Here is a 22,429-nt window from a genome sequence, read left to right as displayed (position 1 = left end):
AGCCGGCAGATCACAGAGCCGCTCATAGCTCCAGCAGGCCCTCGGGCGGGTCCACCACCACGAAACCGCCGGCGAGGTCCACGGTGGGCACGATCGCCGAGACGAAGGGGATCAGCGCGTCCGGGGCGCCCGGCCGGCGGACGACCAGCAGGTCCTGCGCCTCGTGCCGGACGGCCGTCACCTCGCCGAGCGCAGACCCGTCGGGCAGGCGGGCGGCGAGACCGACCAGCTGGTGGTCGTAGAACGAGTCGGGGTCCTCGATCTCGGGGAGATCGGCCACGTCGACCAGGAGTTCGGTGTTGCGGACGGCCTCGGCCGCCTCGCGGCTGTCGATCGGCTGACCGTCCCCGCCCTCGAGACCCAGCAGCAGGGTCGTGCCGTGCCAGTGCACGCGGGTGATCGTGATGGGACCGCGGTCGGCGGGGTCGGTGCGCAGGACCGCCCCGGGCACGAAGCGCAGGTCCGGGTCGTCGGTGCGCACCTCGACGGTCACGTCACCGCGGACACCGTGGGGCCGGCCGATGCGGCCGACCACCACGGTGTCGATGGGGTCGTGCGGGGCGCTCAAGAGGTTGTGCTCAGCGCCCGTCGGTGTCGACGACGTCGACCCGGAGGCCGCGACCGCCGACACCGGTCATGACCTGACGCAGCGCCTTGGCGGTGCGGCCGCCCCGGCCGATGACCTTGCCGAGGTCGTCGGGGTGCACCCGGATCTCGAGGGTCTTGCCGCGACGGTTGGTGAGCAGGTCGACGGTCACCTCTTCGGGATGGTCGACGATGCCCTTGACCAGGTGCTCGAGCGCCTCTTCGAGCACCTCTTACTCGGCAGGCGTCTCGGCGGGAGCCGGGGTCTCCTCGGCGGGAGCCTCGGCAGCCGGGGCCTCCGCGGCGGGAGTCTCGGCAGCAGCCTCGGGAGCCTCGGCGGGCGCCTCGGCGGCGGCGGCCTTCTTCGGCGCCGCCTTCTTCTTGGCGGTGGTCGCCTCGGTGGTCGGCTCGTCCATGCCGGCGCGGACGGCGGCCTCGTAGAGGGCCTTCTTGTCCGGCTTGGGCTCGGCCACCCGCATGGGCGGCGGCGCGGCCTCGCCCTTGAACTTCTGCCAGTCACCGGTGACCCGGAAGATGGCGGCGACGGCCTCGGTCGGCTGCGCGCCGACACCCAGCCAGTACTGCGCACGGTCGGAGTCCACCTCGATGTACGAGGGGTCCTCCTTGGGGTGGTACTTGCCGATCGTCTCGATCGAGCGGCCGTCACGCTTGGTGCGGGCGTCTGCGACGACGATGCGGTAGTACGGCGCGCGCATCTTGCCCAGGCGCATGAGCTTGATCTTGGTGGCCACGGTGGGTGGTGTACTCCTCGAACGCTGGATCGGTTGCTCGCCGGAGCGACGTGTGGGGGTACGCCGGGGCGGAGCCATGGACACGGGCCGCGACGGTGAGAGGGCCGCCGACAGTCGTGTTCGACCCGCCATTGTGCCAGACGCCGGAGAGCCGCCGTCCGGCCGTCCGATCGGCGGCCGCCTAATCGATCAGGACCGGGCCGTGCACCTGCGCGCCGCGCTGCGGCGTCCAGTCGATGAAGCCGTGCTCGAAGTTGCTCCGCCGCTTCCCGGTGCCGAACTCGTCACTCGTCGGGTACCCGAGGGGTCCCCGTTCGAAGCCGGTCCGCTCCCAGGCCGCCCGGATGGCGCCGTGGACCTCGTTGGCGCCGGTCTGCGGCGTCCAGTAGATCGAGGCCACCGGGCCACCTGCCAGCTGCATCGCCCGGAAGTGGTTGAACCGACCCCGGCCGTCGGGCGTGCCCAGCTCGTCGGTCACGGGGTAGCCGAACTGCTCCCGCCCGAGCGACTGCCACTTCTGCCCGATGGCGCCGAACACCACGAAGGCGCCGAGGTGGGGGTGCCAGCTGATGACCACGCCGTGGGCGAAGGTCTGGGCCCGCCCGACCCCGTCGAACGTCGGTCGTTCGACGTCCACGGCGGGGCCGGTGAACCGGTCGCCGCCGAGGGCCAGCCACTTGTCGCGGATCGCGCCGACGACGTCTGCCATGACACACCTCGCACCTGAAGGATGCGGGGAGATCCCGCGCCGTCACGCTAGGGATGCGCCGTCACCGTGGCGTCACACGGCTCCGGTCATCCCCGGACGGCGGCCAGCACGACGCTCGCGGCGTCGGCCACCGGCACCTCCTGGCGCTCCCCGGTGGCCCGGTCCCGAACCTCGATGGTCCCGTCGGCCACGCCGCGGCCGACGGTGACGATCGTCGGCATCCCGAGCAGCTCGGCGTCCTTGAACTTCACCCCGGGCGAGACCTTGGGCCGGTCGTCGAACAGGACCGTGAGCCCGGAAGCCACCAGCTCGGCCGACAGCGTCTCCGCGGCTTCGAAGATCGCCGGGTCCTTGCCGGTGGCGACGACGTGCACGTCGGCCGGGGCGACCTCGCGGGGCCAGCAGAGGCCGAGCTCGTCGTGGGTGGACTCGGCGATGGCCGCGACCGCGCGCGAGACGCCGATGCCGTAGGAGCCCATGGTCACCGTGACCAGCTTGCCGTTCTCGTCGAGCACCTTGAGGTCGAGCGCCTCGGCGTACTTGCGGCCCAGCTGGAAGATGTGCCCCATCTCCACGCCCCGGGCCAGCTCCAGCGGGCCGGATCCGTCGGGGGCCGGGTCGCCGGGCAGCACCTCGGCGGCCTCGATCACGCCGTCCCAGCCGAAGTCGCGGCCGGCCGTGAGGTCGAAGACGTGCTTGCCGGGCTCGTTTGCCCCGGTGATCCACCGGCTGCCGGGGACGATGCGGGGGTCGACGAGGTACCGGATCTTCGACTCGCTGTCGCTGCCCAGCGCCTGCGGGCCGATGTAGCCCTTCACGAGCACGGGGTGCTGGTCGAACTCGGTGAACGGCTCGACCTCCGCGGGCGCGACCTGCGCCTCCAACCGCTTGGCGTCGACCTCTCGGTCGCCGGGGATGCCGATGACCAGCGGCTCACGGGTGCCGTCGGGGTGCACGAGCGTGACGACGACGTTCTTCAGCGTCGAGGCCGCGGTGTAGCCGACGTCCGGGAACAACTCCTGGGCGACGGCGACGAGGGTCTCGATGGTCGGGGTGTCGGGAGTGTCCTCGACGTGCGCCTCGGGCAGGCCGTCCAGCGGGACCGCGTCCGGGACGACGGTCGTGACGGCCTCGACGTTCGCGGCGTAACCGCCGGGCGAGCGCACGAAGGTGTCCTCCCCGATCGACGTCGGGTGCAGGAACTCCTCGCTCTTCGAGCCGCCCATGGCGCCCGACATGGCCGAGACGATCACGTACTCCAGGCCCAGCCGGTCGAAGACCTTGATGTAGGCGTCGCGGTGCGCGGCGTAGGACCTGTCGAGGCCGGCGTCGTCGACGTCGAAGGAGTAGCTGTCCTTCATCGTGAACTCGCGGCCGCGGAACAGCCCGGCCCGCGGCCGTGCCTCGTCGCGGAACTTGGTCTGGATCTGGTACAGCGACAGCGGCAGGTCCTTGTACGACGAGTACAGGTCCTTCACCAGCAGGGTGAACATCTCCTCGTGGGTGGGGCCCAGGAGGAAGTCGTTGCCCCGGCGGTCCTGCAGCCGGAAGAGGTTGGGTCCGTACTCGGTCCACCGGTTGGTCGCCTCGTAGGGCTCGCGCGGCAGGAGTGCGGGGAAGTGCACCTCCTGCGCACCCATCGCGTCCATCTCCTCGCGGACGACGCGCTCGACGTTGCGGAAGACGCGGAAGCCCAGCGGCAGCCAGGTGAACCCGCCGGGCGCGGCCCGGCGGATATAGCCGCCGCGCACCAGCAGGCGGTGGCTGGGGACCTCGGCGTCGGCCGGGTCGTCACGCAGGGTTCGCAGGAACAGGGAGGACATCCGCAACAGCACGAGAGGAGTCTCCCAGGCCCGGCACGCCGTTTTCCGCGCCGGGCCCGCGAACCACGATCAGTCGTCCGAGCCGTGCCCGCCGCCGCCCCGGCCGGACGAGTCGTCGCCGCCGGAGTCGTCGGAGCCATGACCGGAGTTGTCGTCCCCGCCGGAGTCGTCCGAACCGGAGTTGCCCGATCCGTGGCCGGAGCTGTCGCCGTCGGAGTCGTCCCGGCCGGACGTGGAGCTCGGCGACCCGCTGGGGGTCGACGACGGAGAGCCCGAACCGTTCCCGTGCCCGCTGCCGTCGGCCCGCAGGCCCTCGTCGGAGAACTGCGGCACGCTGCCGACGCAGACGGTGTGCACCTCGACCTTGTGCGTGCCGTTCTTGAACTCCACCTCACCGGGCTCGTTCGAGTCGTCCACCCACCAGCCGGGTGCCGGCGCGCCGGCCAGGCTGGGCACGCCCCCGACGCACGAGGCGAAGACCGTGCCACCGACGGTCACGTACTCACCGGCGGTGGCACCGGGTGCCGGTGCGGTGGGGGTCGCCGAGGCGGTCGATGCGCCCGTCGTCGCCGCCGCCGGGGTGGTGCCCGGGGATGCCGACGCGTCGACCAGCGACACGGCCAGGAAGCCCAGGCCGACAGCGGCCGCCGCGGACGCGCTCCAGGCGGCTCCGAGGGCGATGGTTCTGTTCATGGCGCAGACCCTCCCGCGGCGAGGGTTAAGGCCACCCCAAGGCGGCGTCAAGGCGACGCACAGATGCTCCCCCGATGGGGTCGGATGCCCGCGAACCGGCCTCCGGCGGCGCTAGCGTCGCCGACGTGGCCCAGCTGCTGGTGGTGGAGGACGACGAGCGCATCCGCTCGGCGTTGATCCGTGCCCTGCGCGAGCGGGGCCATGCCGTGAGCTCGGCGGCGACCGCGCTGGACGGGCTGCGCCAGGCGGTGGACGAGCGCCCGGACCTCGTCGTCCTGGACCTGGGGCTGCCCGACCTCGACGGCCGGGAGCTGCTCCGGATGCTGCGGGCGGTCTCGGCGGTGCCGGTCATCGTGGCCACGGCCAGGGACGACGACGAGAGCGTGGTCCAGGCCCTGGACGCCGGCGCCGACGACTACGTGGTCAAGCCGTTCCCGGCCGGCCAGCTCGAGGCCCGGATCCGCGCCGTCCTGCGACGGGCTGCCGGCGTCGCCGACGCCGCGCTGGCGCCCGTGACGGTCGGCGACCTCGTCGTGGACCCGCGCAGCCGGCGGGTCACCCTCGCCGGCCGTGCGGTCGAGCTCTCGCCGAAGGAGTTCGACCTCCTCGCGCACCTCGCGGCGCGGGTGGGCACCGTGGTCTCCAAGCGGGAACTGCTCACCGAGGTGTGGCAGCTCCCCTACGGCGGGTCGGACAAGACCGTCGACGTCCACCTGTCGTGGCTGCGGCGCAAACTGGGTGAGTCCGCCGCCGAGCCCCGCCTGCTGGAGACGGTCCGGGGCGTCGGGGTGCGTCTCGCCGAGCCCGAGCCGTGAGACGGCGGATCACGCTGCTGGTGGCGGCGACGACGTCGATCGTGCTGCTCGCCTTCCTGCTGCCGGCGGCGTCGCTCGTCGCGAGGGTCGCCGAGGCCCGCGCGCTGGACGCCGCGCAGGCGCAGCTGCAGTTCCTGAGCCCCTCGGTGGGCCTGGACGGGCGGGAGCAGGTCGCGGCCCTGCTGATCGGCACGTCCGACGACCTGCGCACCGCCGTCCGGTGGACCGACGGTGCGTGGCTCGGCGATCCGGAGGACCCGGACGTCGAGGTCCCCGCCAGTCCCGAACGGGTGGAGGGCGACGCCGGCACCCTGCTGCTGCAGCCCGTCGAGCGCGTGGACGGGGGCACGGCACTCGTGCAGGTGTTCGTGCCGGCGGAGACCCTGCGCGCCGGGGTGACCCGCACCTGGCTCGTGCTCGCCGGGCTCGGTCTCGTGCTGCTGCTGCTCGCGCTCGTCGTCGCCGACCGGCTCGCGCGGACCATGACCCGCCCGGTGACCGACCTCGCGGCGGTCGCCCACCGGCTGGGCAGCGGGGACCTCGAGGCACGGGCCACCCCCGACGGCCCGCCGGAGGTCCGGGAGGTCGGGACGGCGGTCAACCGCCTGGCGGGCCGGATCGGCGAGCTGCTGGCCGCCGAGCGCGAGGGCGCGGCCGATCTGGCGCATCGGCTGCGGACGCCGCTCACCGCCCTGCGACTGGACGTCGAGGCGCTGCCGGCGGGCGACCGCGACCGGCTGCTGGACGACGTGGACGCGCTCAGCCGCGGCATCGACGAGGTGATCTCCGAGGCGCGGCGCAGCGTCCGGGAAGGGCTGGCGGCCGGCTGCGACGCGGCAGCGGTCGTGCGCGAGCGGGTGCGCTTCTGGTCCGTGCTGGCCGAGGAGGAGGACCGGCGGGTGACCGTCGACGTGCCCGCGGCACCGGCGCCGGTCCGGGTGTCGGCGGCCGACCTGGGTGCCGCGGTGGACGCCCTGCTCGGCAACGTCTTCGCGCACACACCGGAGGGGACGCCGGCGTCGGTCACGGTGCGGCCGGGGACGGCGGGCGGCGTGCAGCTGGTCGTCGCCGACTCCGGCCCGGGGATGGACGAGACGGCCGTCGAGCGGGGACGCAGCGGAGCGGGCTCGACCGGACTCGGCCTGGACATCGCCCGCCGGACGGCGGAGTCCTCGGGCGGGGGCTTCCGCGTCGCGTCGTCGTCCGCAGGCACGACGGTGACGCTGGACCTGGGGCCCCCGTCGTCCTAGCTCACCGCACGTGGTCCTGGCTCACCGTCGATGCTGAGCCAGGACCCCTGATGATCAGGTGACCTGATCATCAGGGGGGCCTAGGCGACGACCGCGCCCCTCAGCAGCATCCGCTGCGGTCGCTGCAACGTGTCCAGATCGCTGCGCGGGTCGGCGTCGTAGACGACGAGGTCCCCGGGCGCACCCTCCTCGATGCACGGCAGGCCGAGCCAGCTCCGCGCAGCCCACGAGGCCGCAGCCAGCGCCACCTCCGCGGGGAGGCCCGCCGCGTGCAGGGCCCTGACCTCGTCGGCGATCACACCGTGCTCGATGCCGCCCCCGGCATCGGTGCCGGCGAACACCGGCACGCCCGCCTCGAAGGCGGCCCGGACGACGGCCCCCGAGCCTGCGTACAGCCGGCGCATCGTGCTCGCGTAGGCGGGGAACCTCTTCTCCCCCGCCGCGGCGAAACCCGGGAAGTGCTCGACGTTGAGCAGCGTGGGGACGACGGCGGTGCCGCGGGCGGCCATCTCGCCGATGAGCTCCTCGGTGAGCCCCGTGCCGTGCTCGATGCAGTCGATGCCGGCGCCGATCAGGTCGGGGAGCGCGGCGGTGCCGAACGTGTGGGCGGTGACCCGGGCGCCCTCGGCGTGCGCCGCGGCGATCGCTGCCTCGAGAGCCTCCCGCGGCCACTCGGGCGCCAGGTCACCGACCCCGCGGTCGATCCAGTCACCGACGAGCTTGACCCAGCCGTCGCCGCGCCGGGCCTGCACGCGCACCTCGGCCGCCAGGTCGCCCGGATCGACCTCCACCGCGAGCTCGGGGATGTAACGGCGGTGGGCGGCGATGTGGCGGCCGGCGCGGATGATCCGCGGCAGGTCCGCCTCGTCGTCCAGCGGTCGGGTGTCGACCGGGGAACCGCAGTCGCGCAGGGCGAGCACACCGGCGGCGCGCTCGGTGAGCGCCTGCGTGCGGGCCGCGGCGAGGTTCTCGACGGGCCCGCCGCCGGAGGCGATGCCCACGTGGCAGTGGGCGTCCACGAGGCCCGGCAGCAGCCAGCCGCCACGGCTGACCGTCTCCGCGCCCGGCACGGGCTCGAACGTGATCCGCCCGTCGCGGACCCAGAGGTCGCGGTGCTCGCCCTCGGGGAGCACCACACCGGACAGGTGGAGCGCAGTCACCGGCCCGGCCGGTCGTCCTTGAACTGGTCGAAGTTCAGTTTCGTGAGGTCCGGCAGGCCCTGCCCCGGCGGAAGGCTCGGCATCCCGCCCGGCAGCCCGGGCAGACCGGCACCGGGGGGCAGGCCCGGGGCGCCCATCGGCCGACGCGCTGGGGCGGGACTCTTCTTGGCTCCAGCCTTCCCCTTGCCCTTCTTGCCCTTCTTGGGCTGGGCCTGCATCTGGCGGCCGCGCTGCTTCTTCGACATCGGGCCCATGCCGGGCAGCCCCATGCTGCCGGCCATCTGGCTCATCATCTTCTGGGCCTGGACGAAGCGCTCCAGCAGCTGGTTGACGTCGGTCACGCTGACACCGGAGCCGTTCGCGATCCGGACCCGCCGGGACGCGTTGATGATCTTGGAGTTGGCGCGCTCGGCCGGCGTCATCGACTGGATGATCGCTGCGGTGCGGTCGAGGTCGCGGTCGTCGACCTGCTTGAGCTGATCCTTCATCGCGCCCGCGCCAGGGAGCATGCCGAGCAGGTTGGCGATGGGGCCCATCTTGCGGATCGCCATCATCTGTTCGAGGAAGTCCTCGAGCGTGAAGCCCTCGCGGGAGGCGAGCTTGCCGGCCATGCGCTCGGCCTGGTCGGCGTCGAAGGTCTTCTCGGCCTGCTCGATGAGCGTGAGGACGTCACCCATCCCGAGGATGCGCGAGGCCATCCGCTCCGGGTGGAAGACGTCGAAGTCGTCGAGCTTCTCGCCGGTGGACGCGAACATGATCGGCTGACCGGTCACGTGGCGCACCGAGAGCGCGGCACCACCCCGGGCGTCGCCGTCGAGCTTGGTGAGGACGACGCCGGAGAACCCGACGCCCTCCTGGAAGGCCGTCGCCGTGGTGACGGCGTCCTGGCCGATCATCGCGTCGACGACGAACAGGGTCTCGTCCGGCTGGACGGCGTCGCGGATGCCGGCGGCCTGCGCCATCAGCTCGGCGTCGATGCCCAGGCGGCCGGCCGTGTCGACGACGACGACGTCGTGCATGGTGCGGCGGGCGTGCTCGATCGAGTCCGCGGCCACCCGGATCGGGTCGCCGACGCCGTTGCCGGGCTCGGGGGCGTAGACGTCGACGCCGGCCTGGCCCGCCACGACCGACAGCTGCTGGACGGCGTTGGGGCGCTGGAGGTCGGCCGCGACGAGCAGCGGGGTGTGGCCCTGGCTCTTCAGCCAGCGGCCGAGCTTGCCGGCCAGGGTCGTCTTACCGGAGCCCTGCAGACCCGCGAGCATGATGACCGTCGGCGCCTGCTTGGCGTAGCGCAGCCGCCGGGTCTCACCGCCGAGGATCTGGATGAGCTCCTCGTTGACGATCTTGATGACCTGCTGCGCGGGGTTCAGCGCACCGGACACCTCGGCGCCGGTCGCGCGCTCCTTGACCGAGGCGATGAAGGCCCGGACGACGGGCAGGGCGACGTCGGCCTCGAGCAGTGCGATGCGGATCTCGCGCGCGGTGGCGTCGACGTCGGCATCGGTGAGCCGGCCCTTGCCCCGCAGGCCGGTGAAGACCTTGTCCAGGCGGTCGGAGAGGGTCTCGAACACAGCACGTCCTCAGAAAGTCACGGGCGCGAGAACAGTCGCGCCGTCCGACTCCGAGGGTATCGAGGAGCTAGGCGGCCTGTCGCAGGCGCAGTACCTCGGTGACGACCCCGACGTCCCCGACGAAGAACGCCGAGCCGCAGTCGGCGCAGACCCACTCGGGGCACTCGCCGCCGTCGACGGTGTGGCCGTCGGTGCACGGCGGCTGCACGAACACCGCGATCTCACCGCAGGGCGGGCAGGGCCACAGTCGGCTGTCCATGTGGGCTCCTCTCGGCAGGGGGAACGTTCCGTCCCGGTCCGTTCGACCGTCGCACGCCCTACTGACAGAACCGCGGACCTCACCCGGTGTGTCGGCCTACCGGTGGAGTTCCGGGGCCGCCTGACCGCGGGTGACCGCCAGGAGTGCGGCCTCCACCCGCTCGCGCTGCTCGGCGTCGACCGCCTCGCCGGACGGGTTGCAGACGTAGAAGCTGTCCACCGCGTCGCCACCCAGGGTCTCGATCCGGGCGGAGGTGACGTCGAGCCCCTCCCCCGTGATCGCCGCCGTCAGCCGGTACAGCAGTCCCGCCCGGTCGCCGGCGCGGACCTCGACGATGCCCGTCGCCGCTCCGCTGACCTCCCCGTTGTGCCACGAGACCCGCGGCGGGGACGACCGGACGCCGTCCTGGCGGTAGTCGGCCTCCCGTTGCCGGAGCCGCTCGGCGAGCGGCAGCGTGCCCTCCAGGGCCGCCCGCACGGCGTCGGCGAGGATCTCCGGCACCGGCGCGCGGCCGAACCGCGGGCGGACGGCGAACACGCCCGTCCCGTAGCCGTCCTCCACCGTCATCTTCGCGGCGCGGACGTCGAGCTGGTTGAGCGCCAGGACCCCGGCGCAGGTGCTGAGCAGGCCGGACCGGTCGGGGGCGCCGATCGTGACCTGCTGGCCGTCGGCGACGTCCTCGATGCCGACCGTGACGGCGCCGCCCGCCACGTCGAGGGGCGGCGCGCTGACCTGCGGCGTCGTCGGGTGCAGCACCGGCTCCGGCTCGGGCATCGGCCCGCCGCCGAGCTTGGCCTGAACGCGGGCCACCAGGGCGGCCACGAGGTGCGCCTTCCACGGCGACCACGCCGAGGTGCTGGTCGCGGCGCCGTCGGCCTGGGCCAGGGCGTGCAGCAGCTGGAGGACGGCGGTGTCGGAGCCGATCGTCGCCGCGACGCGGTCGATGGTGGCCGGGTCGTCGATGTCGCGCCGGGTGGCCGTGTCGGGCAGCAGCAGGTGGTGGCGCACCAGGACCGCGAGCGTCGCGACGTCGGCCTCCGAGAAGCCCATCCGCGTGCCGATCTCCGCCGCGATCGGCTCCCCCACCTCGCTGTGGTCGCCCGGCCAGCCCTTGCCGATGTCGTGCACGAGCGCGGCGACCAGCAGCAGGTCCGGCCGGTCGACGTCACGGGTGAGCTCCGCGGCCGCGGCCGCCGCCTCGACCAGGTGCCGGTCGACGGTGTAGCGGTGCCAGGGGTGACGCTGCGGCATGGAGCGCACGCGGTCCCACTCCGGGATCAACCGGGAGAGCAGCCCCTCCTGATCCAGCTGCTCGAGGACGGCGACCGCCGGACGGCCGCTGGCCAGCAGCCGGAGGAAGGACCAGCGGACCTCCGGCGGCCACGGCTCGGGCATCGGCGGGCTGTGCACCGCGAGGACCTTGAGCGTGTAGGGGGAGAGCAGCAGGTCCGCCCGAGCCGCAGCGGCGGCGGCACGCAGCAGCAGTCCGGGGTCCCCGGCGGGACGCGCGTCCCGCGCGAGCACCACCTCGTCGCCCTGGCGGACGACGCCCTCGGCGAGCGGCTCCCGGCGCACCCGGCGGTAGCGGCCCCGCGGACGACGGACGAGCGACGCCTCCACCCGCCGCCAGGTCTCGTCGGCGACGAAGGCGAGCCGCCGGCCGGCGAGGCTGACCTCGCGCGGGACGCGCGTCCCGCCGGGGACCCCGGACTGCTGCTGCGTGCCGCCGCCGCTGCGGCTCGGGCGGACCTGCTGCTCTCCCCCTACACGCTCAAGGTCCTCGCGGTGCACAGCCCGCCGATGCCCGAGCCGTGGCCGCCGGAGGTCCGCTGGTCCTTCCTCCGGCTGCTGGCCAGCGGCCGTCCGGCGGTCGCCGTCCTCGAGCAGCTGGATCAGGAGGGGCTGCTCTCCCGGTTGATCCCGGAGTGGGACCGCGTGCGCTCCATGCCGCAGCGTCACCCCTGGCACCGCTACACCGTCGACCGGCACCTGGTCGAGGCGGCGGCCGCGGCCGCGGAGCTCACCCGTGACGTCGACCGGCCGGACCTGCTGCTGGTCGCCGCGCTCGTGCACGACATCGGCAAGGGCTGGCCGGGCGACCACAGCGAGGTGGGGGAGCCGATCGCGGCGGAGATCGGCACGCGGATGGGCTTCTCGGAGGCCGACGTCGCGACGCTCGCGGTCCTGGTGCGCCACCACCTGCTGCTGCCCGACACGGCCACCCGGCGCGACATCGACGACCCGGCCACCATCGACCGCGTCGCGGCGACGATCGGCTCCGACACCGCCGTCCTCCAGCTGCTGCACGCCCTGGCCCAGGCCGACGGCGCCGCGACCAGCACCTCGGCGTGGTCGCCGTGGAAGGCGCACCTCGTGGCCGCCCTGGTGGCCCGCGTTCAGGCCAAGCTCGGCGGCGGGCCGATGCCCGAGCCGGAGCCGGTGCTGCACCCGACGACGCCGCAGGTCAGCGCGCCGCCCCTCGACGTGGCGGGCGGCGCCGTCACGGTCGGCATCGAGGACGTCGCCGACGGCCAGCAGGTCACGATCGGCGCCCCCGACCGGTCCGGCCTGCTCAGCACCTGCGCCGGGGTCCTGGCGCTCAACCAGCTCGACGTCCGCGCCGCGAAGATGACGGTGGAGGACGGCTACGGGACGGGCGTGTTCGCCGTCCGCCCGCGGTTCGGCCGCGCGCCGGTGCCGGAGATCCTCGCCGACGCCGTGCGGGCGGCCCTGGAGGGCACGCTGCCGCTCGCCGAGCGGCTCCGGCAACGGGAGGCCGACTACCGCCAGGACGGCGTCCGGTCGTCCCCGCCGCGGGTCTCGTGGCACAACGGGGAGGTCAGCGGAGCGGCGACGGGCATCGTCGAGGTCCGCGCCGGCGACCGGGCGGGACTGCTGTACCGGCTGACGGCGGCGATCACGGGGGAGGGGCTCGACGTCACCTCCGCCCGGATCGAGACCCTGGGTGGCGACGCGGTGGACAGCTTCTACGTCTGCAACCCGTCCGGCGAGGCGGTCGACGCCGAGCAGCGCGAGCGGGTGGAGGCCGCACTCCTGGCGGTCACCCGCGGTCAGGCGGCCCCGGAACTCCACCGGTAGGCCGACACACCGGGTGAGGTCCGCGGTTCTGTCAGTAGGGCGTGCGACGGTCGAACGGACCGGGACGGAACGTTCCCCCTGCCGAGAGGAGCCCACATGGACAGCCGACTGTGGCCCTGCCCGCCCTGCGGTGAGATCGCGGTGTTCGTGCAGCCGCCGTGCACCGACGGCCACACCGTCGACGGCGGCGAGTGCCCCGAGTGGGTCTGCGCCGACTGCGGCTCGGCGTTCTTCGTCGGGGACGTCGGGGTCGTCACCGAGGTACTGCGCCTGCGACAGGCCGCCTAGCTCCTCGATACCCTCGGAGTCGGACGGCGCGACTGTTCTCGCGCCCGTGACTTTCTGAGGACGTGCTGTGTTCGAGACCCTCTCCGACCGCCTGGACAAGGTCTTCACCGGCCTGCGGGGCAAGGGCCGGCTCACCGATGCCGACGTCGACGCCACCGCGCGCGAGATCCGCATCGCACTGCTCGAGGCCGACGTCGCCCTGCCCGTCGTCCGGGCCTTCATCGCCTCGGTCAAGGAGCGCGCGACCGGCGCCGAGGTGTCCGGTGCGCTGAACCCCGCGCAGCAGGTCATCAAGATCGTCAACGAGGAGCTCATCCAGATCCTCGGCGGTGAGACCCGGCGGCTGCGCTACGCCAAGCAGGCGCCGACGGTCATCATGCTCGCGGGTCTGCAGGGCTCCGGTAAGACGACCCTGGCCGGCAAGCTCGGCCGCTGGCTGAAGAGCCAGGGCCACACCCCGCTGCTCGTCGCGGCCGACCTCCAGCGCCCCAACGCCGTCCAGCAGCTGTCGGTCGTGGCGGGCCAGGCCGGCGTCGACGTCTACGCCCCCGAGCCCGGCAACGGCGTCGGCGACCCGATCCGGGTGGCCGCGGACTCGATCGAGCACGCCCGCCGCACCATGCACGACGTCGTCGTCGTCGACACGGCCGGCCGCCTGGGCATCGACGCCGAGCTGATGGCGCAGGCCGCCGGCATCCGCGACGCCGTCCAGCCGGACGAGACCCTGTTCGTCGTCGACGCGATGATCGGCCAGGACGCCGTCACCACGGCGACGGCCTTCCAGGAGGGCGTCGGGTTCTCCGGCGTCGTCCTCACCAAGCTCGACGGCGACGCCCGGGGTGGTGCCGCGCTCTCGGTGCGCCACGTGACCGGTCAGCCGATCATGTTCGCGTCCACCGGCGAGAAGCTCGACGACTTCGACGTCTTCCACCCGGAGCGGATGGCCTCGCGCATCCTCGGGATGGGTGACGTCCTCACGCTCATCGAGCAGGCCGAGAAGACCTTCGACGCCGACCAGGCCGAGCGCATGGCCGGCAAGCTCGCCTCCCGCGAGGGCTTCACGCTCGAGGACTTCCTCGAACAGATGATGGCGATCCGCAAGATGGGCCCCATCGCCAACCTGCTCGGCATGCTCCCTGGCGCGGGCGCGATGAAGGATCAGCTCAAGCAGGTCGACGACCGCGACCTCGACCGCACCGCAGCGATCATCCAGTCGATGACGCCGGCCGAGCGCGCCAACTCCAAGATCATCAACGCGTCCCGGCGGGTCCGGATCGCGAACGGCTCCGGTGTCAGCGTGACCGACGTCAACCAGCTGCTGGAGCGCTTCGTCCAGGCCCAGAAGATGATGAGCCAGATGGCCGGCAGCATGGGGCTGCCCGGCATGGGCCCGATGTCGAAGAAGCAGCGCGGCCGCCAGATGCAGGCCCAGCCCAAGAAGGGCAAGAAGGGCAAGGGGAAGGCTGGAGCCAAGAAGAGTCCCGCCCCAGCGCGTCGGCCGATGGGCGCCCCGGGCCTGCCCCCCGGTGCCGGTCTGCCCGGGCTGCCGGGCGGGATGCCGAGCCTTCCGCCGGGGCAGGGCCTGCCGGACCTCACGAAACTGAACTTCGACCAGTTCAAGGACGACCGGCCGGGCCGGTGACTGCGCTCCACCTGTCCGGTGTGGTGCTCCCCGAGGGCGAGCACCGCGACCTCTGGGTCCGCGACGGGCGGATCACGTTCGAGCCCGTGCCGGGCGCGGAGACGGTCAGCCGTGGCGGCTGGCTGCTGCCGGGCCTCGTGGACGCCCACTGCCACGTGGGCATCGCCTCCGGCGGCGGGCCCGTCGAGAACCTCGCCGCGGCCCGCACGCAGGCGCTCACCGAGCGCGCCGCCGGTGTGCTCGCCCTGCGCGACTGCGGTTCCCCGGTCGACACCCGACCGCTGGACGACGAGGCGGACCTGCCGCGGATCATCCGCGCCGGCCGCCACATCGCCGCCCACCGCCGTTACATCCCCGAGCTCGCGGTGGAGGTCGATCCGGGCGACCTGGCGGCCGAGGTGCGCGTGCAGGCCCGGCGCGGCGACGGCTGGGTCAAGCTCGTCGGTGACTGGATCGACCGCGGGGTCGGTGACCTGGCGCCCGAGTGGCCGCGGGAGGCTCTCGAGGCAGCGATCGCCGCGGCGCACGCCGAGGGCGCCCGGGTCACCGCCCACACGTTCGGCACCGCCGCGCTCCCCGACCTGATCGGCGCCGGCATCGACTGCATCGAGCACGGCACGGGGCTCACCGAGGAGCTCATCGGCGAGATGGCCGCCCGCGGCACCGCCGTCGTCCCCACGCTGCTCAACGTCGAGCACTTCCCGGGTTTCGCCGCGGCGGGGGAGAAGAGGTTCCCCGCCTACGCGAGCACGATGCGCCGGCTGTACGCAGGCTCGGGGGCCGTCGTCCGGGCCGCCTTCGAGGCGGGCGTGCCGGTGTTCGCCGGCACCGATGCCGGGGGCGGCATCGAGCACGGTGTGATCGCCGACGAGGTCAGGGCCCTGCACGCGGCGGGCCTCCCCGCGGAGGTGGCGCTGGCTGCGGCCTCGTGGGCTGCGCGGAGCTGGCTCGGCCTGCCGTGCATCGAGGAGGGTGCGCCCGGGGACCTCGTCGTCTACGACGCCGACCCGCGCAGCGATCTGGACACGTTGCAGCGACCGCAGCGGATGCTGCTGAGGGGCGCGGTCGTCGCCTAGGCCCCCCTGATGATCAGGTCACCTGATCATCAGGGGTCCTGGCTCAGCATCGACGGTGAGCCAGGACCACGTGCGGTGAGCTAGGACGACGGGGGCCCCAGGTCCAGCGTCACCGTCGTGCCTGCGGACGACGACGCGACGCGGAAGCCCCCGCCCGAGGACTCCGCCGTCCGGCGGGCGATGTCCAGGCCGAGTCCGGTCGAGCCCGCTCCGCTGCGTCCCCGCTCGACGGCCGTCTCGTCCATCCCCGGGCCGGAGTCGGCGACGACCAGCTGCACGCCGCCCGCCGTCCCCGGCCGCACCGTGACCGACGCCGGCGTCCCCTCCGGTGTGTGCGCGAAGACGTTGCCGAGCAGGGCGTCCACCGCGGCACCCAGGTCGGCCGCCGACACCCGGACCGGCGCCGGTGCCGCGGGCACGTCGACGGTCACCCGCCGGTCCTCCTCCTCGGCCAGCACGGACCAGAAGCGCACCCGCTCGCGCACGACCGCTGCCGCGTCGCAGCCGGCCGCCAGCCCTTCCCGGACGCTGCGCCGCGCCTCGGAGATCACCTCGTCGATGCCGCGGCTGAGCGCGTCCACGTCGTCCAGCAGCCGGTCGCGGTCGCCCGCCGGCAGCGCCTCGACGTCCAGTCGCAGGGCGGTGAGCGGCGTCCGCAGCCGATGCGCCAGATCGGCCGCGCCCTCGCGCTCGGCGGCCAGCAGCTCGCCGATCCGGCCCGCCAGGCGGTTGACCGCCGTCCCGACCTCCCGGACCTCCGGCGGGCCGTCGGGGGTGGCCCGTGCCTCGAGGTCCCCGCTGCCCAGCCGGTGGGCGACCGCCGCGAGGTCGGTCACCGGGCGGGTCATGGTCCGCGCGAGCCGGTCGGCGACGACGAGCGCGAGCAGCAGCAGCACGAGACCGAGCCCGGCGAGCACGAGCCAGGTGCGGGTCACCCCGGCGCGCAGGGTCTCCGCCGGCACGAACACCTGCACGAGTGCCGTGCCCCCGTCCACGCGCTCGACGGGCTGCAGCAGCAGGGTGCCGGCGTCGCCCTCCACCCGTTCGGGACTGGCGGGGACCTCGACGTCCGGGTCCTCCGGATCGCCGAGCCACGCACCGTCGGTCCACCGGACGGCGGTGCGCAGGTCGTCGGACGTGCCGATCAGCAGGGCCGCGACCTGCTCCCGCCCGTCCAGGCCCACCGAGGGGCTCAGGAACTGCAGCTGCGCCTGCGCGGCGTCCAGCGCGCGGGCCTCGGCGACCCTCGCGACGAGCGACGCCGCCGGCAGCAGGAAGGCGAGCAGCACGATCGACGTCGTCGCCGCCACCAGCAGCGTGATCCGCCGTCTCACGGCTCGGGCTCGGCGAGACGCACCCCGACGCCCCGGACCGTCTCCAGCAGGCGGGGCTCGGCGGCGGACTCACCCAGTTTGCGCCGCAGCCACGACAGGTGGACGTCGACGGTCTTGTCCGACCCGCCGTAGGGGAGCTGCCACACCTCGGTGAGCAGTTCCCGCTTGGAGACCACGGTGCCCACCCGCGCCGCGAGGTGCGCGAGGAGGTCGAACTCCTTCGGCGAGAGCTCGACCGCACGGCCGGCGAGGGTGACCCGCCGGCTGCGCGGGTCCACGACGAGGTCGCCGACCGTCACGGGCGCCAGCGCGGCGTCGGCGACGCCGGCAGCCCGTCGCAGGACGGCGCGGATCCGGGCCTCGAGCTGGCCGGCCGGGAACGGCTTGACCACGTAGTCGTCGGCGCCGGCGTCCAGGGCCTGGACCACGCTCTCGTCGTCGTCCCTGGCCGTGGCCACGATGACCGGCACCGCCGAGACCGCCCGCAGCATCCGGAGCAGCTCCCGGCCGTCGAGGTCGGGCAGCCCCAGGTCCAGGACGACGAGGTCCGGGCGCTCGTCCACCGCCTGGCGCAGCCCGTCCAGCGCGGTCGCCGCCGAGCTCACGGCATGGCCCCGCTCGCGCAGGGCACGGATCAACGCCGAGCGGATGCGCTCGTCGTCCTCCACCACCAGCAGCTGGGCCACGTCGGCGACGCTAGCGCCGCCGGAGGCCGGTTCGCGGGCATCCGACCCCATCGGGGGAGCATCTGTGCGTCGCCTTGACGCCGCCTTGGGGTGGCCTTAACCCTCGCCGCGGGAGGGTCTGCGCCATGAACAGAACCATCGCCCTCGGAGCCGCCTGGAGCGCGTCCGCGGCGGCCGCTGTCGGCCTGGGCTTCCTGGCCGTGTCGCTGGTCGACGCGTCGGCATCCCCGGGCACCACCCCGGCGGCGGCGACGACGGGCGCATCGACCGCCTCGGCGACCCCCACCGCACCGGCACCCGGTGCCACCGCCGGTGAGTACGTGACCGTCGGTGGCACGGTCTTCGCCTCGTGCGTCGGGGGCGTGCCCAGCCTGGCCGGCGCGCCGGCACCCGGCTGGTGGGTGGACGACTCGAACGAGCCCGGTGAGGTGGAGTTCAAGAACGGCACGCACAAGGTCGAGGTGCACACCGTCTGCGTCGGCAGCGTGCCGCAGTTCTCCGACGAGGGCCTGCGGGCCGACGGCAGCGGGCACGGGAACGGTTCGGGCTCTCCGTCGTCGACCCCCAGCGGGTCGCCGAGCTCCACGTCCGGCCGGGACGACTCCGACGGCGACAGCTCCGGCCACGGATCGGGCAACTCCGGTTCGGACGACTCCGGCGGGGACGACAACTCCGGTCATGGCTCCGACGACTCCGGCGGCGACGACTCGTCCGGCCGGGGCGGCGGCGGGCACGGCTCGGACGACTGATCGTGGTTCGCGGGCCCGGCGCGGAAAACGGCGTGCCGGGCCTGGGAGACTCCTCTCGTGCTGTTGCGGATGTCCTCCCTGTTCCTGCGAACCCTGCGTGACGACCCGGCCGACGCCGAGGTCCCCAGCCACCGCCTGCTGGTGCGCGGCGGCTATATCCGCCGGGCCGCGCCCGGCGGGTTCACCTGGCTGCCGCTGGGCTTCCGCGTCTTCCGCAACGTCGAGCGCGTCGTCCGCGAGGAGATGGACGCGATGGGTGCGCAGGAGGTGCACTTCCCCGCACTCCTGCCGCGCGAGCCCTACGAGGCGACCAACCGGTGGACCGAGTACGGACCCAACCTCTTCCGGCTGCAGGACCGCCGGGGCAACGACTTCCTCCTGGGCCCCACCCACGAGGAGATGTTCACCCTGCTGGTGAAGGACCTGTACTCGTCGTACAAGGACCTGCCGCTGTCGCTGTACCAGATCCAGACCAAGTTCCGCGACGAGGCACGGCCGCGGGCCGGGCTGTTCCGCGGCCGCGAGTTCACGATGAAGGACAGCTACTCCTTCGACGTCGACGACGCCGGCCTCGACAGGTCCTACGCCGCGCACCGCGACGCCTACATCAAGGTCTTCGACCGGCTGGGCCTGGAGTACGTGATCGTCTCGGCCATGTCGGGCGCCATGGGCGGCTCGAAGAGCGAGGAGTTCCTGCACCCGACGTCGATCGGGGAGGACACCTTCGTGCGCTCGCCCGGCGGTTACGCCGCGAACGTCGAGGCCGTCACGACCGTCGTCCCGGACGCGGTCCCGCTGGACGGCCTGCCCGAGGCGCACGTCGAGGACACTCCCGACACCCCGACCATCGAGACCCTCGTCGCCGTCGCCCAGGAGTTGTTCCCGGACGTCGGCTACACCGCGGCCTCGACGCTGAAGAACGTCGTCGTCACGCTCGTGCACCCCGACGGCACCCGTGAGCCGCTGGTCATCGGCATCCCCGGCGACCGAGAGGTCGACGCCAAGCGGTTGGAGGCGCAGGTCGCGCCCGCGGAGGTCGAGCCGTTCACCGAGTTCGACCAGCACCCCGTGCTCGTGAAGGGCTACATCGGCCCGCAGGCGCTGGGCAGCGACAGCGAGTCGAAGATCCGGTACCTCGTCGACCCCCGCATCGTCCCCGGCAGCCGGTGGATCACCGGGGCAAACGAGCCCGGCAAGCACGTCTTCGACCTCACGGCCGGCCGCGACTTCGGCTGGGACGGCGTGATCGAGGCCGCCGAGGTGCTGCCCGGCGACCCGGCCCCCGACGGATCCGGCCCGCTGGAGCTGGCCCGGGGCGTGGAGATGGGGCACATCTTCCAGCTGGGCCGCAAGTACGCCGAGGCGCTCGACCTCAAGGTGCTCGACGAGAACGGCAAGCTGGTCACGGTGACCATGGGCTCCTACGGCATCGGCGTCTCGCGCGCGGTCGCGGCCATCGCCGAGTCCACCCACGACGAGCTCGGCCTCTGCTGGCCCCGCGAGGTCGCCCCGGCCGACGTGCACGTCGTCGCCACCGGCAAGGACCCGGCGATCTTCGAAGCCGCGGAGACGCTGTCGGCCGAGCTGGTGGCTTCCGGGCTCACGGTCCTGTTCGACGACCGGCCCAAGGTCTCGCCCGGGGTGAAGTTCAAGGACGCCGAGCTGCTCGGGATGCCGACGATCGTCACCGTCGGCCGCGGCGTGGCCGACGGGACCATCGAGGTTCGGGACCGGGCCACCGGGGAGCGCCAGGAGGTGCCGGTGGCCGACGCCGCGAGCGTCGTGCTGGCCGCCGTCCGGGGATGACCGGAGCCGTGTGACGCCACGGTGACGGCGCATCCCTAGCGTGACGGCGCGGGATCTCCCCGCATCCTTCAGGTGCGAGGTGTGTCATGGCAGACGTCGTCGGCGCGATCCGCGACAAGTGGCTGGCCCTCGGCGGCGACCGGTTCACCGGCCCCGCCGTGGACGTCGAACGACCGACGTTCGACGGGGTCGGGCGGGCCCAGACCTTCGCCCACGGCGTGGTCATCAGCTGGCACCCCCACCTCGGCGCCTTCGTGGTGTTCGGCGCCATCGGGCAGAAGTGGCAGTCGCTCGGGCGGGAGCAGTTCGGCTACCCCGTGACCGACGAGCTGGGCACGCCCGACGGCCGGGGTCGGTTCAACCACTTCCGGGCGATGCAGCTGGCAGGTGGCCCGGTGGCCTCGATCTACTGGACGCCGCAGACCGGCGCCAACGAGGTCCACGGCGCCATCCGGGCGGCCTGGGAGCGGACCGGCTTCGAACGGGGACCCCTCGGGTACCCGACGAGTGACGAGTTCGGCACCGGGAAGCGGCGGAGCAACTTCGAGCACGGCTTCATCGACTGGACGCCGCAGCGCGGCGCGCAGGTGCACGGCCCGGTCCTGATCGATTAGGCGGCCGCCGATCGGACGGCCGGACGGCGGCTCTCCGGCGTCTGGCACAATGGCGGGTCGAACACGACTGTCGGCGGCCCTCTCACCGTCGCGGCCCGTGTCCATGGCTCCGCCCCGGCGTACCCCCACACGTCGCTCCGGCGAGCAACCGATCCAGCGTTCGAGGAGTACACCACCCACCGTGGCCACCAAGATCAAGCTCATGCGCCTGGGCAAGATGCGCGCGCCGTACTACCGCATCGTCGTCGCAGACGCCCGCACCAAGCGTGACGGCCGCTCGATCGAGACGATCGGCAAGTACCACCCCAAGGAGGACCCCTCGTACATCGAGGTGGACTCCGACCGTGCGCAGTACTGGCTGGGTGTCGGCGCGCAGCCGACCGAGGCCGTCGCCGCCATCTTCCGGGTCACCGGTGACTGGCAGAAGTTCAAGGGCGAGGCCGCGCCGCCGCCCATGCGGGTGGCCGAGCCCAAGCCGGACAAGAAGGCCCTCTACGAGGCCGCCGTCCGCGCCGGCATGGACGAGCCGACCACCGAGGCGACCACCGCCAAGAAGAAGGCGGCGCCGAAGAAGGCCGCCGCCGCCGAGGCGCCCGCCGAGGCTCCCGAGGCTGCTGCCGAGACTCCCGCCGCGGAGGCCCCGGCTGCCGAGGCTCCCGCCGAGGAGACCCCGGCTCCCGCCGAGACGCCTGCCGAGTAAGAGGTGCTCGAAGAGGCGCTCGAGCACCTGGTCAAGGGCATCGTCGACCATCCCGAAGAGGTGACCGTCGACCTGCTCACCAACCGTCGCGGCAAGACCCTCGAGATCCGGGTGCACCCCGACGACCTCGGCAAGGTCATCGGCCGGGGCGGCCGCACCGCCAAGGCGCTGCGTCAGGTCATGACCGGTGTCGGCGGTCGCGGCCTCCGGGTCGACGTCGTCGACACCGACGGGCGCTGAGCACAACCTCTTGAGCGCCCCGCACGACCCCATCGACACCGTGGTGGTCGGCCGCATCGGCCGGCCCCACGGTGTCCGCGGTGACGTGACCGTCGAGGTGCGCACCGACGACCCGGACCTGCGCTTCGTGCCCGGGGCGGTCCTGCGCACCGACCCCGCCGACCGCGGTCCCATCACGATCACCCGCGTGCACTGGCACGGCACGACCCTGCTGCTGGGTCTCGAGGGCGGGGACGGTCAGCCGATCGACAGCCGCGAGGCGGCCGAGGCCGTCCGCAACACCGAACTCCTGGTCGACGTGGCCGATCTCCCCGAGATCGAGGACCCCGACTCGTTCTACGACCACCAGCTGGTCGGTCTCGCCGCCCGCCTGCCCGACGGGTCTGCGCTCGGCGAGGTGACGGCCGTCCGGCACGAGGCGCAGGACCTGCTGGTCGTCCGCCGGCCGGGCGCCCCGGACGCGCTGATCCCCTTCGTCTCGGCGATCGTGCCCACCGTGGACCTCGCCGGCGGTTTCGTGGTGGTGGACCCGCCCGAGGGCCTGCTGGAGCTATGAGCGGCTCTGTGATCTGCCGGCT

At 73.5% G+C, this 22,429-nt stretch carries 24 protein-coding genes; 12 read left to right on the top strand and 12 right to left on the bottom strand.

The genetic code is table 11. The features are described 5' to 3' along the window. Positions 1-22: 22 nt before the first annotated feature. From rimM (E4P40_RS17360) to E4P40_RS17335, 6 genes are all read right to left on the bottom strand, one after another. The gene (gene rimM / locus E4P40_RS17360; protein ID WP_135159743.1) at positions 23-568 is read right to left on the bottom strand and encodes a ribosome maturation factor RimM; all 546 of its coding nucleotides are present in this window, start codon (positions 566-568) and stop codon (positions 23-25) included. Between the two features lie 10 nt (positions 569-578). Continuing rightward, complete coding sequence (locus E4P40_RS17355) at positions 579-815, bottom strand: RNA-binding protein (RefSeq protein WP_135159744.1); 237 nt, start codon at positions 813-815, stop codon at positions 579-581. 3 nt (positions 816-818) lie between these two features. Continuing rightward, a complete protein-coding gene (gene rpsP / locus E4P40_RS17350; RefSeq protein WP_135159745.1) occupies positions 819-1,337 on the bottom strand; it encodes a 30S ribosomal protein S16 in 519 nt (172 codons plus the stop codon). Between the two features lie 181 nt (positions 1,338-1,518). Further along, a complete protein-coding gene (locus E4P40_RS17345) occupies positions 1,519-2,046 on the bottom strand; it encodes a hypothetical protein (protein WP_135159746.1) in 528 nt (175 codons plus the stop codon). 86 nt (positions 2,047-2,132) lie between these two features. After that, positions 2,133-3,881, bottom strand: coding sequence for a proline--tRNA ligase (locus E4P40_RS17340; protein ID WP_135159747.1), 1,749 nt, complete (start codon positions 3,879-3,881; stop codon positions 2,133-2,135). Positions 3,882-3,938: 57 nt separating this feature from the next. Beyond that, positions 3,939-4,562, bottom strand: a complete 624-nt coding sequence (locus tag E4P40_RS17335; protein ID WP_135159748.1) for a hypothetical protein — start codon at positions 4,560-4,562, stop codon at positions 3,939-3,941. A 125-nt stretch (positions 4,563-4,687) separates the two neighbouring features. Here E4P40_RS17335 and E4P40_RS17330 point away from each other — a divergent pair, with 125 nt between their 5' ends. After that, on the top strand, positions 4,688-5,377 hold the full coding sequence (locus tag E4P40_RS17330) for a response regulator transcription factor (RefSeq protein WP_135159749.1): 690 nt from the start codon (positions 4,688-4,690) through the stop codon (positions 5,375-5,377). Beyond that, positions 5,374-6,627 carry a HAMP domain-containing sensor histidine kinase gene (locus E4P40_RS17325; protein WP_135159750.1) on the top strand — a complete coding sequence of 418 codons (1,254 nt, stop codon included), beginning with the start codon at positions 5,374-5,376 and terminating at the stop codon, positions 6,625-6,627. Before E4P40_RS17330 ends, E4P40_RS17325 begins: the two co-directional genes overlap by 4 nt. An 80-nt stretch (positions 6,628-6,707) precedes the next feature. Here the strand turns inward: E4P40_RS17325 and E4P40_RS17320 are convergent, their stop codons facing one another. The 4 genes from E4P40_RS17320 to E4P40_RS17305 all read right to left on the bottom strand — a co-directional run bounded on the left by E4P40_RS17320 (position 6,708) and on the right by E4P40_RS17305 (position 11,408). Then, positions 6,708-7,787 carry an amidohydrolase family protein gene (locus tag E4P40_RS17320; RefSeq protein WP_135159751.1) on the bottom strand — a complete coding sequence of 360 codons (1,080 nt, stop codon included), beginning with the start codon at positions 7,785-7,787 and terminating at the stop codon, positions 6,708-6,710. Next, the gene (gene ffh, locus E4P40_RS17315) at positions 7,784-9,358 is read right to left on the bottom strand and encodes a signal recognition particle protein (RefSeq protein WP_135159752.1); all 1,575 of its coding nucleotides are present in this window, start codon (positions 9,356-9,358) and stop codon (positions 7,784-7,786) included. Before ffh (E4P40_RS17315) ends, E4P40_RS17320 begins: the two co-directional genes overlap by 4 nt. Before the next feature lie 67 nt (positions 9,359-9,425). Continuing rightward, entirely contained in the window at positions 9,426-9,617 is a 192-nt protein-coding gene (locus E4P40_RS17310) for a hypothetical protein (RefSeq protein ID WP_135159753.1), read from the bottom strand. 96 nt (positions 9,618-9,713) lie between these two features. Then, a complete protein-coding gene (locus E4P40_RS17305) occupies positions 9,714-11,408 on the bottom strand; it encodes an HD domain-containing protein (protein WP_245160403.1) in 1,695 nt (564 codons plus the stop codon). Between E4P40_RS17305 and E4P40_RS17300 the strand changes: the two genes are divergently transcribed. The 4 genes from E4P40_RS17300 (at position 11,403) to E4P40_RS17285 (ending at position 15,722) form a co-directional block, all read left to right on the top strand. Continuing rightward, on the top strand, positions 11,403-12,716 hold the full coding sequence (locus E4P40_RS17300; protein WP_245160402.1) for an HD domain-containing protein: 1,314 nt from the start codon (positions 11,403-11,405) through the stop codon (positions 12,714-12,716). The two genes, E4P40_RS17305 and E4P40_RS17300, sit on opposite strands and share 6 nt — an antisense overlap. A gap of 96 nt (positions 12,717-12,812) precedes the next feature. Then, complete coding sequence (locus E4P40_RS17295) at positions 12,813-13,004, top strand: hypothetical protein (protein WP_135159753.1); 192 nt, start codon at positions 12,813-12,815, stop codon at positions 13,002-13,004. Between the two features lie 67 nt (positions 13,005-13,071). Then, the gene (gene ffh / locus E4P40_RS17290; RefSeq protein WP_135159752.1) at positions 13,072-14,646 is read left to right on the top strand and encodes a signal recognition particle protein; all 1,575 of its coding nucleotides are present in this window, start codon (positions 13,072-13,074) and stop codon (positions 14,644-14,646) included. After that, complete coding sequence (locus E4P40_RS17285; protein ID WP_135159751.1) at positions 14,643-15,722, top strand: amidohydrolase family protein; 1,080 nt, start codon at positions 14,643-14,645, stop codon at positions 15,720-15,722. The genes ffh (E4P40_RS17290) and E4P40_RS17285 overlap by 4 nt, the downstream gene beginning before the upstream one ends. Before the next feature lie 80 nt (positions 15,723-15,802). On the opposite strand, the gene E4P40_RS17280 is transcribed toward E4P40_RS17285, so the two are convergent. Continuing rightward, positions 15,803-17,056: a HAMP domain-containing sensor histidine kinase gene (locus tag E4P40_RS17280; protein WP_135159750.1), complete on the bottom strand. Its 1,254-nt coding sequence runs from the start codon at positions 17,054-17,056 to the stop codon at positions 15,803-15,805. After that, entirely contained in the window at positions 17,053-17,742 is a 690-nt protein-coding gene (locus E4P40_RS17275) for a response regulator transcription factor (protein ID WP_135159749.1), read from the bottom strand. Before E4P40_RS17275 ends, E4P40_RS17280 begins: the two co-directional genes overlap by 4 nt. A 125-nt stretch (positions 17,743-17,867) precedes the next feature. Between E4P40_RS17275 and E4P40_RS17270 the strand changes: the two genes are divergently transcribed. The 6 genes from E4P40_RS17270 to rimM (E4P40_RS17245) all read left to right on the top strand — a co-directional run bounded on the left by E4P40_RS17270 (position 17,868) and on the right by rimM (E4P40_RS17245) (position 22,407). Beyond that, positions 17,868-18,491 carry a hypothetical protein gene (locus E4P40_RS17270; protein WP_135159748.1) on the top strand — a complete coding sequence of 208 codons (624 nt, stop codon included), beginning with the start codon at positions 17,868-17,870 and terminating at the stop codon, positions 18,489-18,491. Between the two features lie 57 nt (positions 18,492-18,548). Further along, the gene (locus E4P40_RS17265) at positions 18,549-20,297 is read left to right on the top strand and encodes a proline--tRNA ligase (protein ID WP_135159747.1); all 1,749 of its coding nucleotides are present in this window, start codon (positions 18,549-18,551) and stop codon (positions 20,295-20,297) included. Between the two features lie 86 nt (positions 20,298-20,383). Continuing rightward, complete coding sequence (locus E4P40_RS17260; RefSeq protein WP_135159746.1) at positions 20,384-20,911, top strand: hypothetical protein; 528 nt, start codon at positions 20,384-20,386, stop codon at positions 20,909-20,911. A gap of 181 nt (positions 20,912-21,092) precedes the next feature. Continuing rightward, positions 21,093-21,611 (top strand): 30S ribosomal protein S16, encoded by a 519-nt coding sequence (gene rpsP / locus E4P40_RS17255; protein WP_135159745.1) that lies wholly within the window; start codon positions 21,093-21,095, stop codon positions 21,609-21,611. Between the two features lie 3 nt (positions 21,612-21,614). Then, complete coding sequence (locus E4P40_RS17250) at positions 21,615-21,851, top strand: RNA-binding protein (RefSeq protein WP_135159744.1); 237 nt, start codon at positions 21,615-21,617, stop codon at positions 21,849-21,851. A gap of 10 nt (positions 21,852-21,861) precedes the next feature. Then, positions 21,862-22,407: a ribosome maturation factor RimM gene (gene rimM / locus E4P40_RS17245; RefSeq protein ID WP_135159743.1), complete on the top strand. Its 546-nt coding sequence runs from the start codon at positions 21,862-21,864 to the stop codon at positions 22,405-22,407. Positions 22,408-22,429: the final 22 nt, after the last annotated feature.

This window comes from Blastococcus sp. CT_GayMR20, from assembly GCF_004570345.1.
The sequence above is the reverse complement of the archived record's forward strand: the minus strand, read 5'-3'. Positions and strand labels throughout refer to the sequence as shown.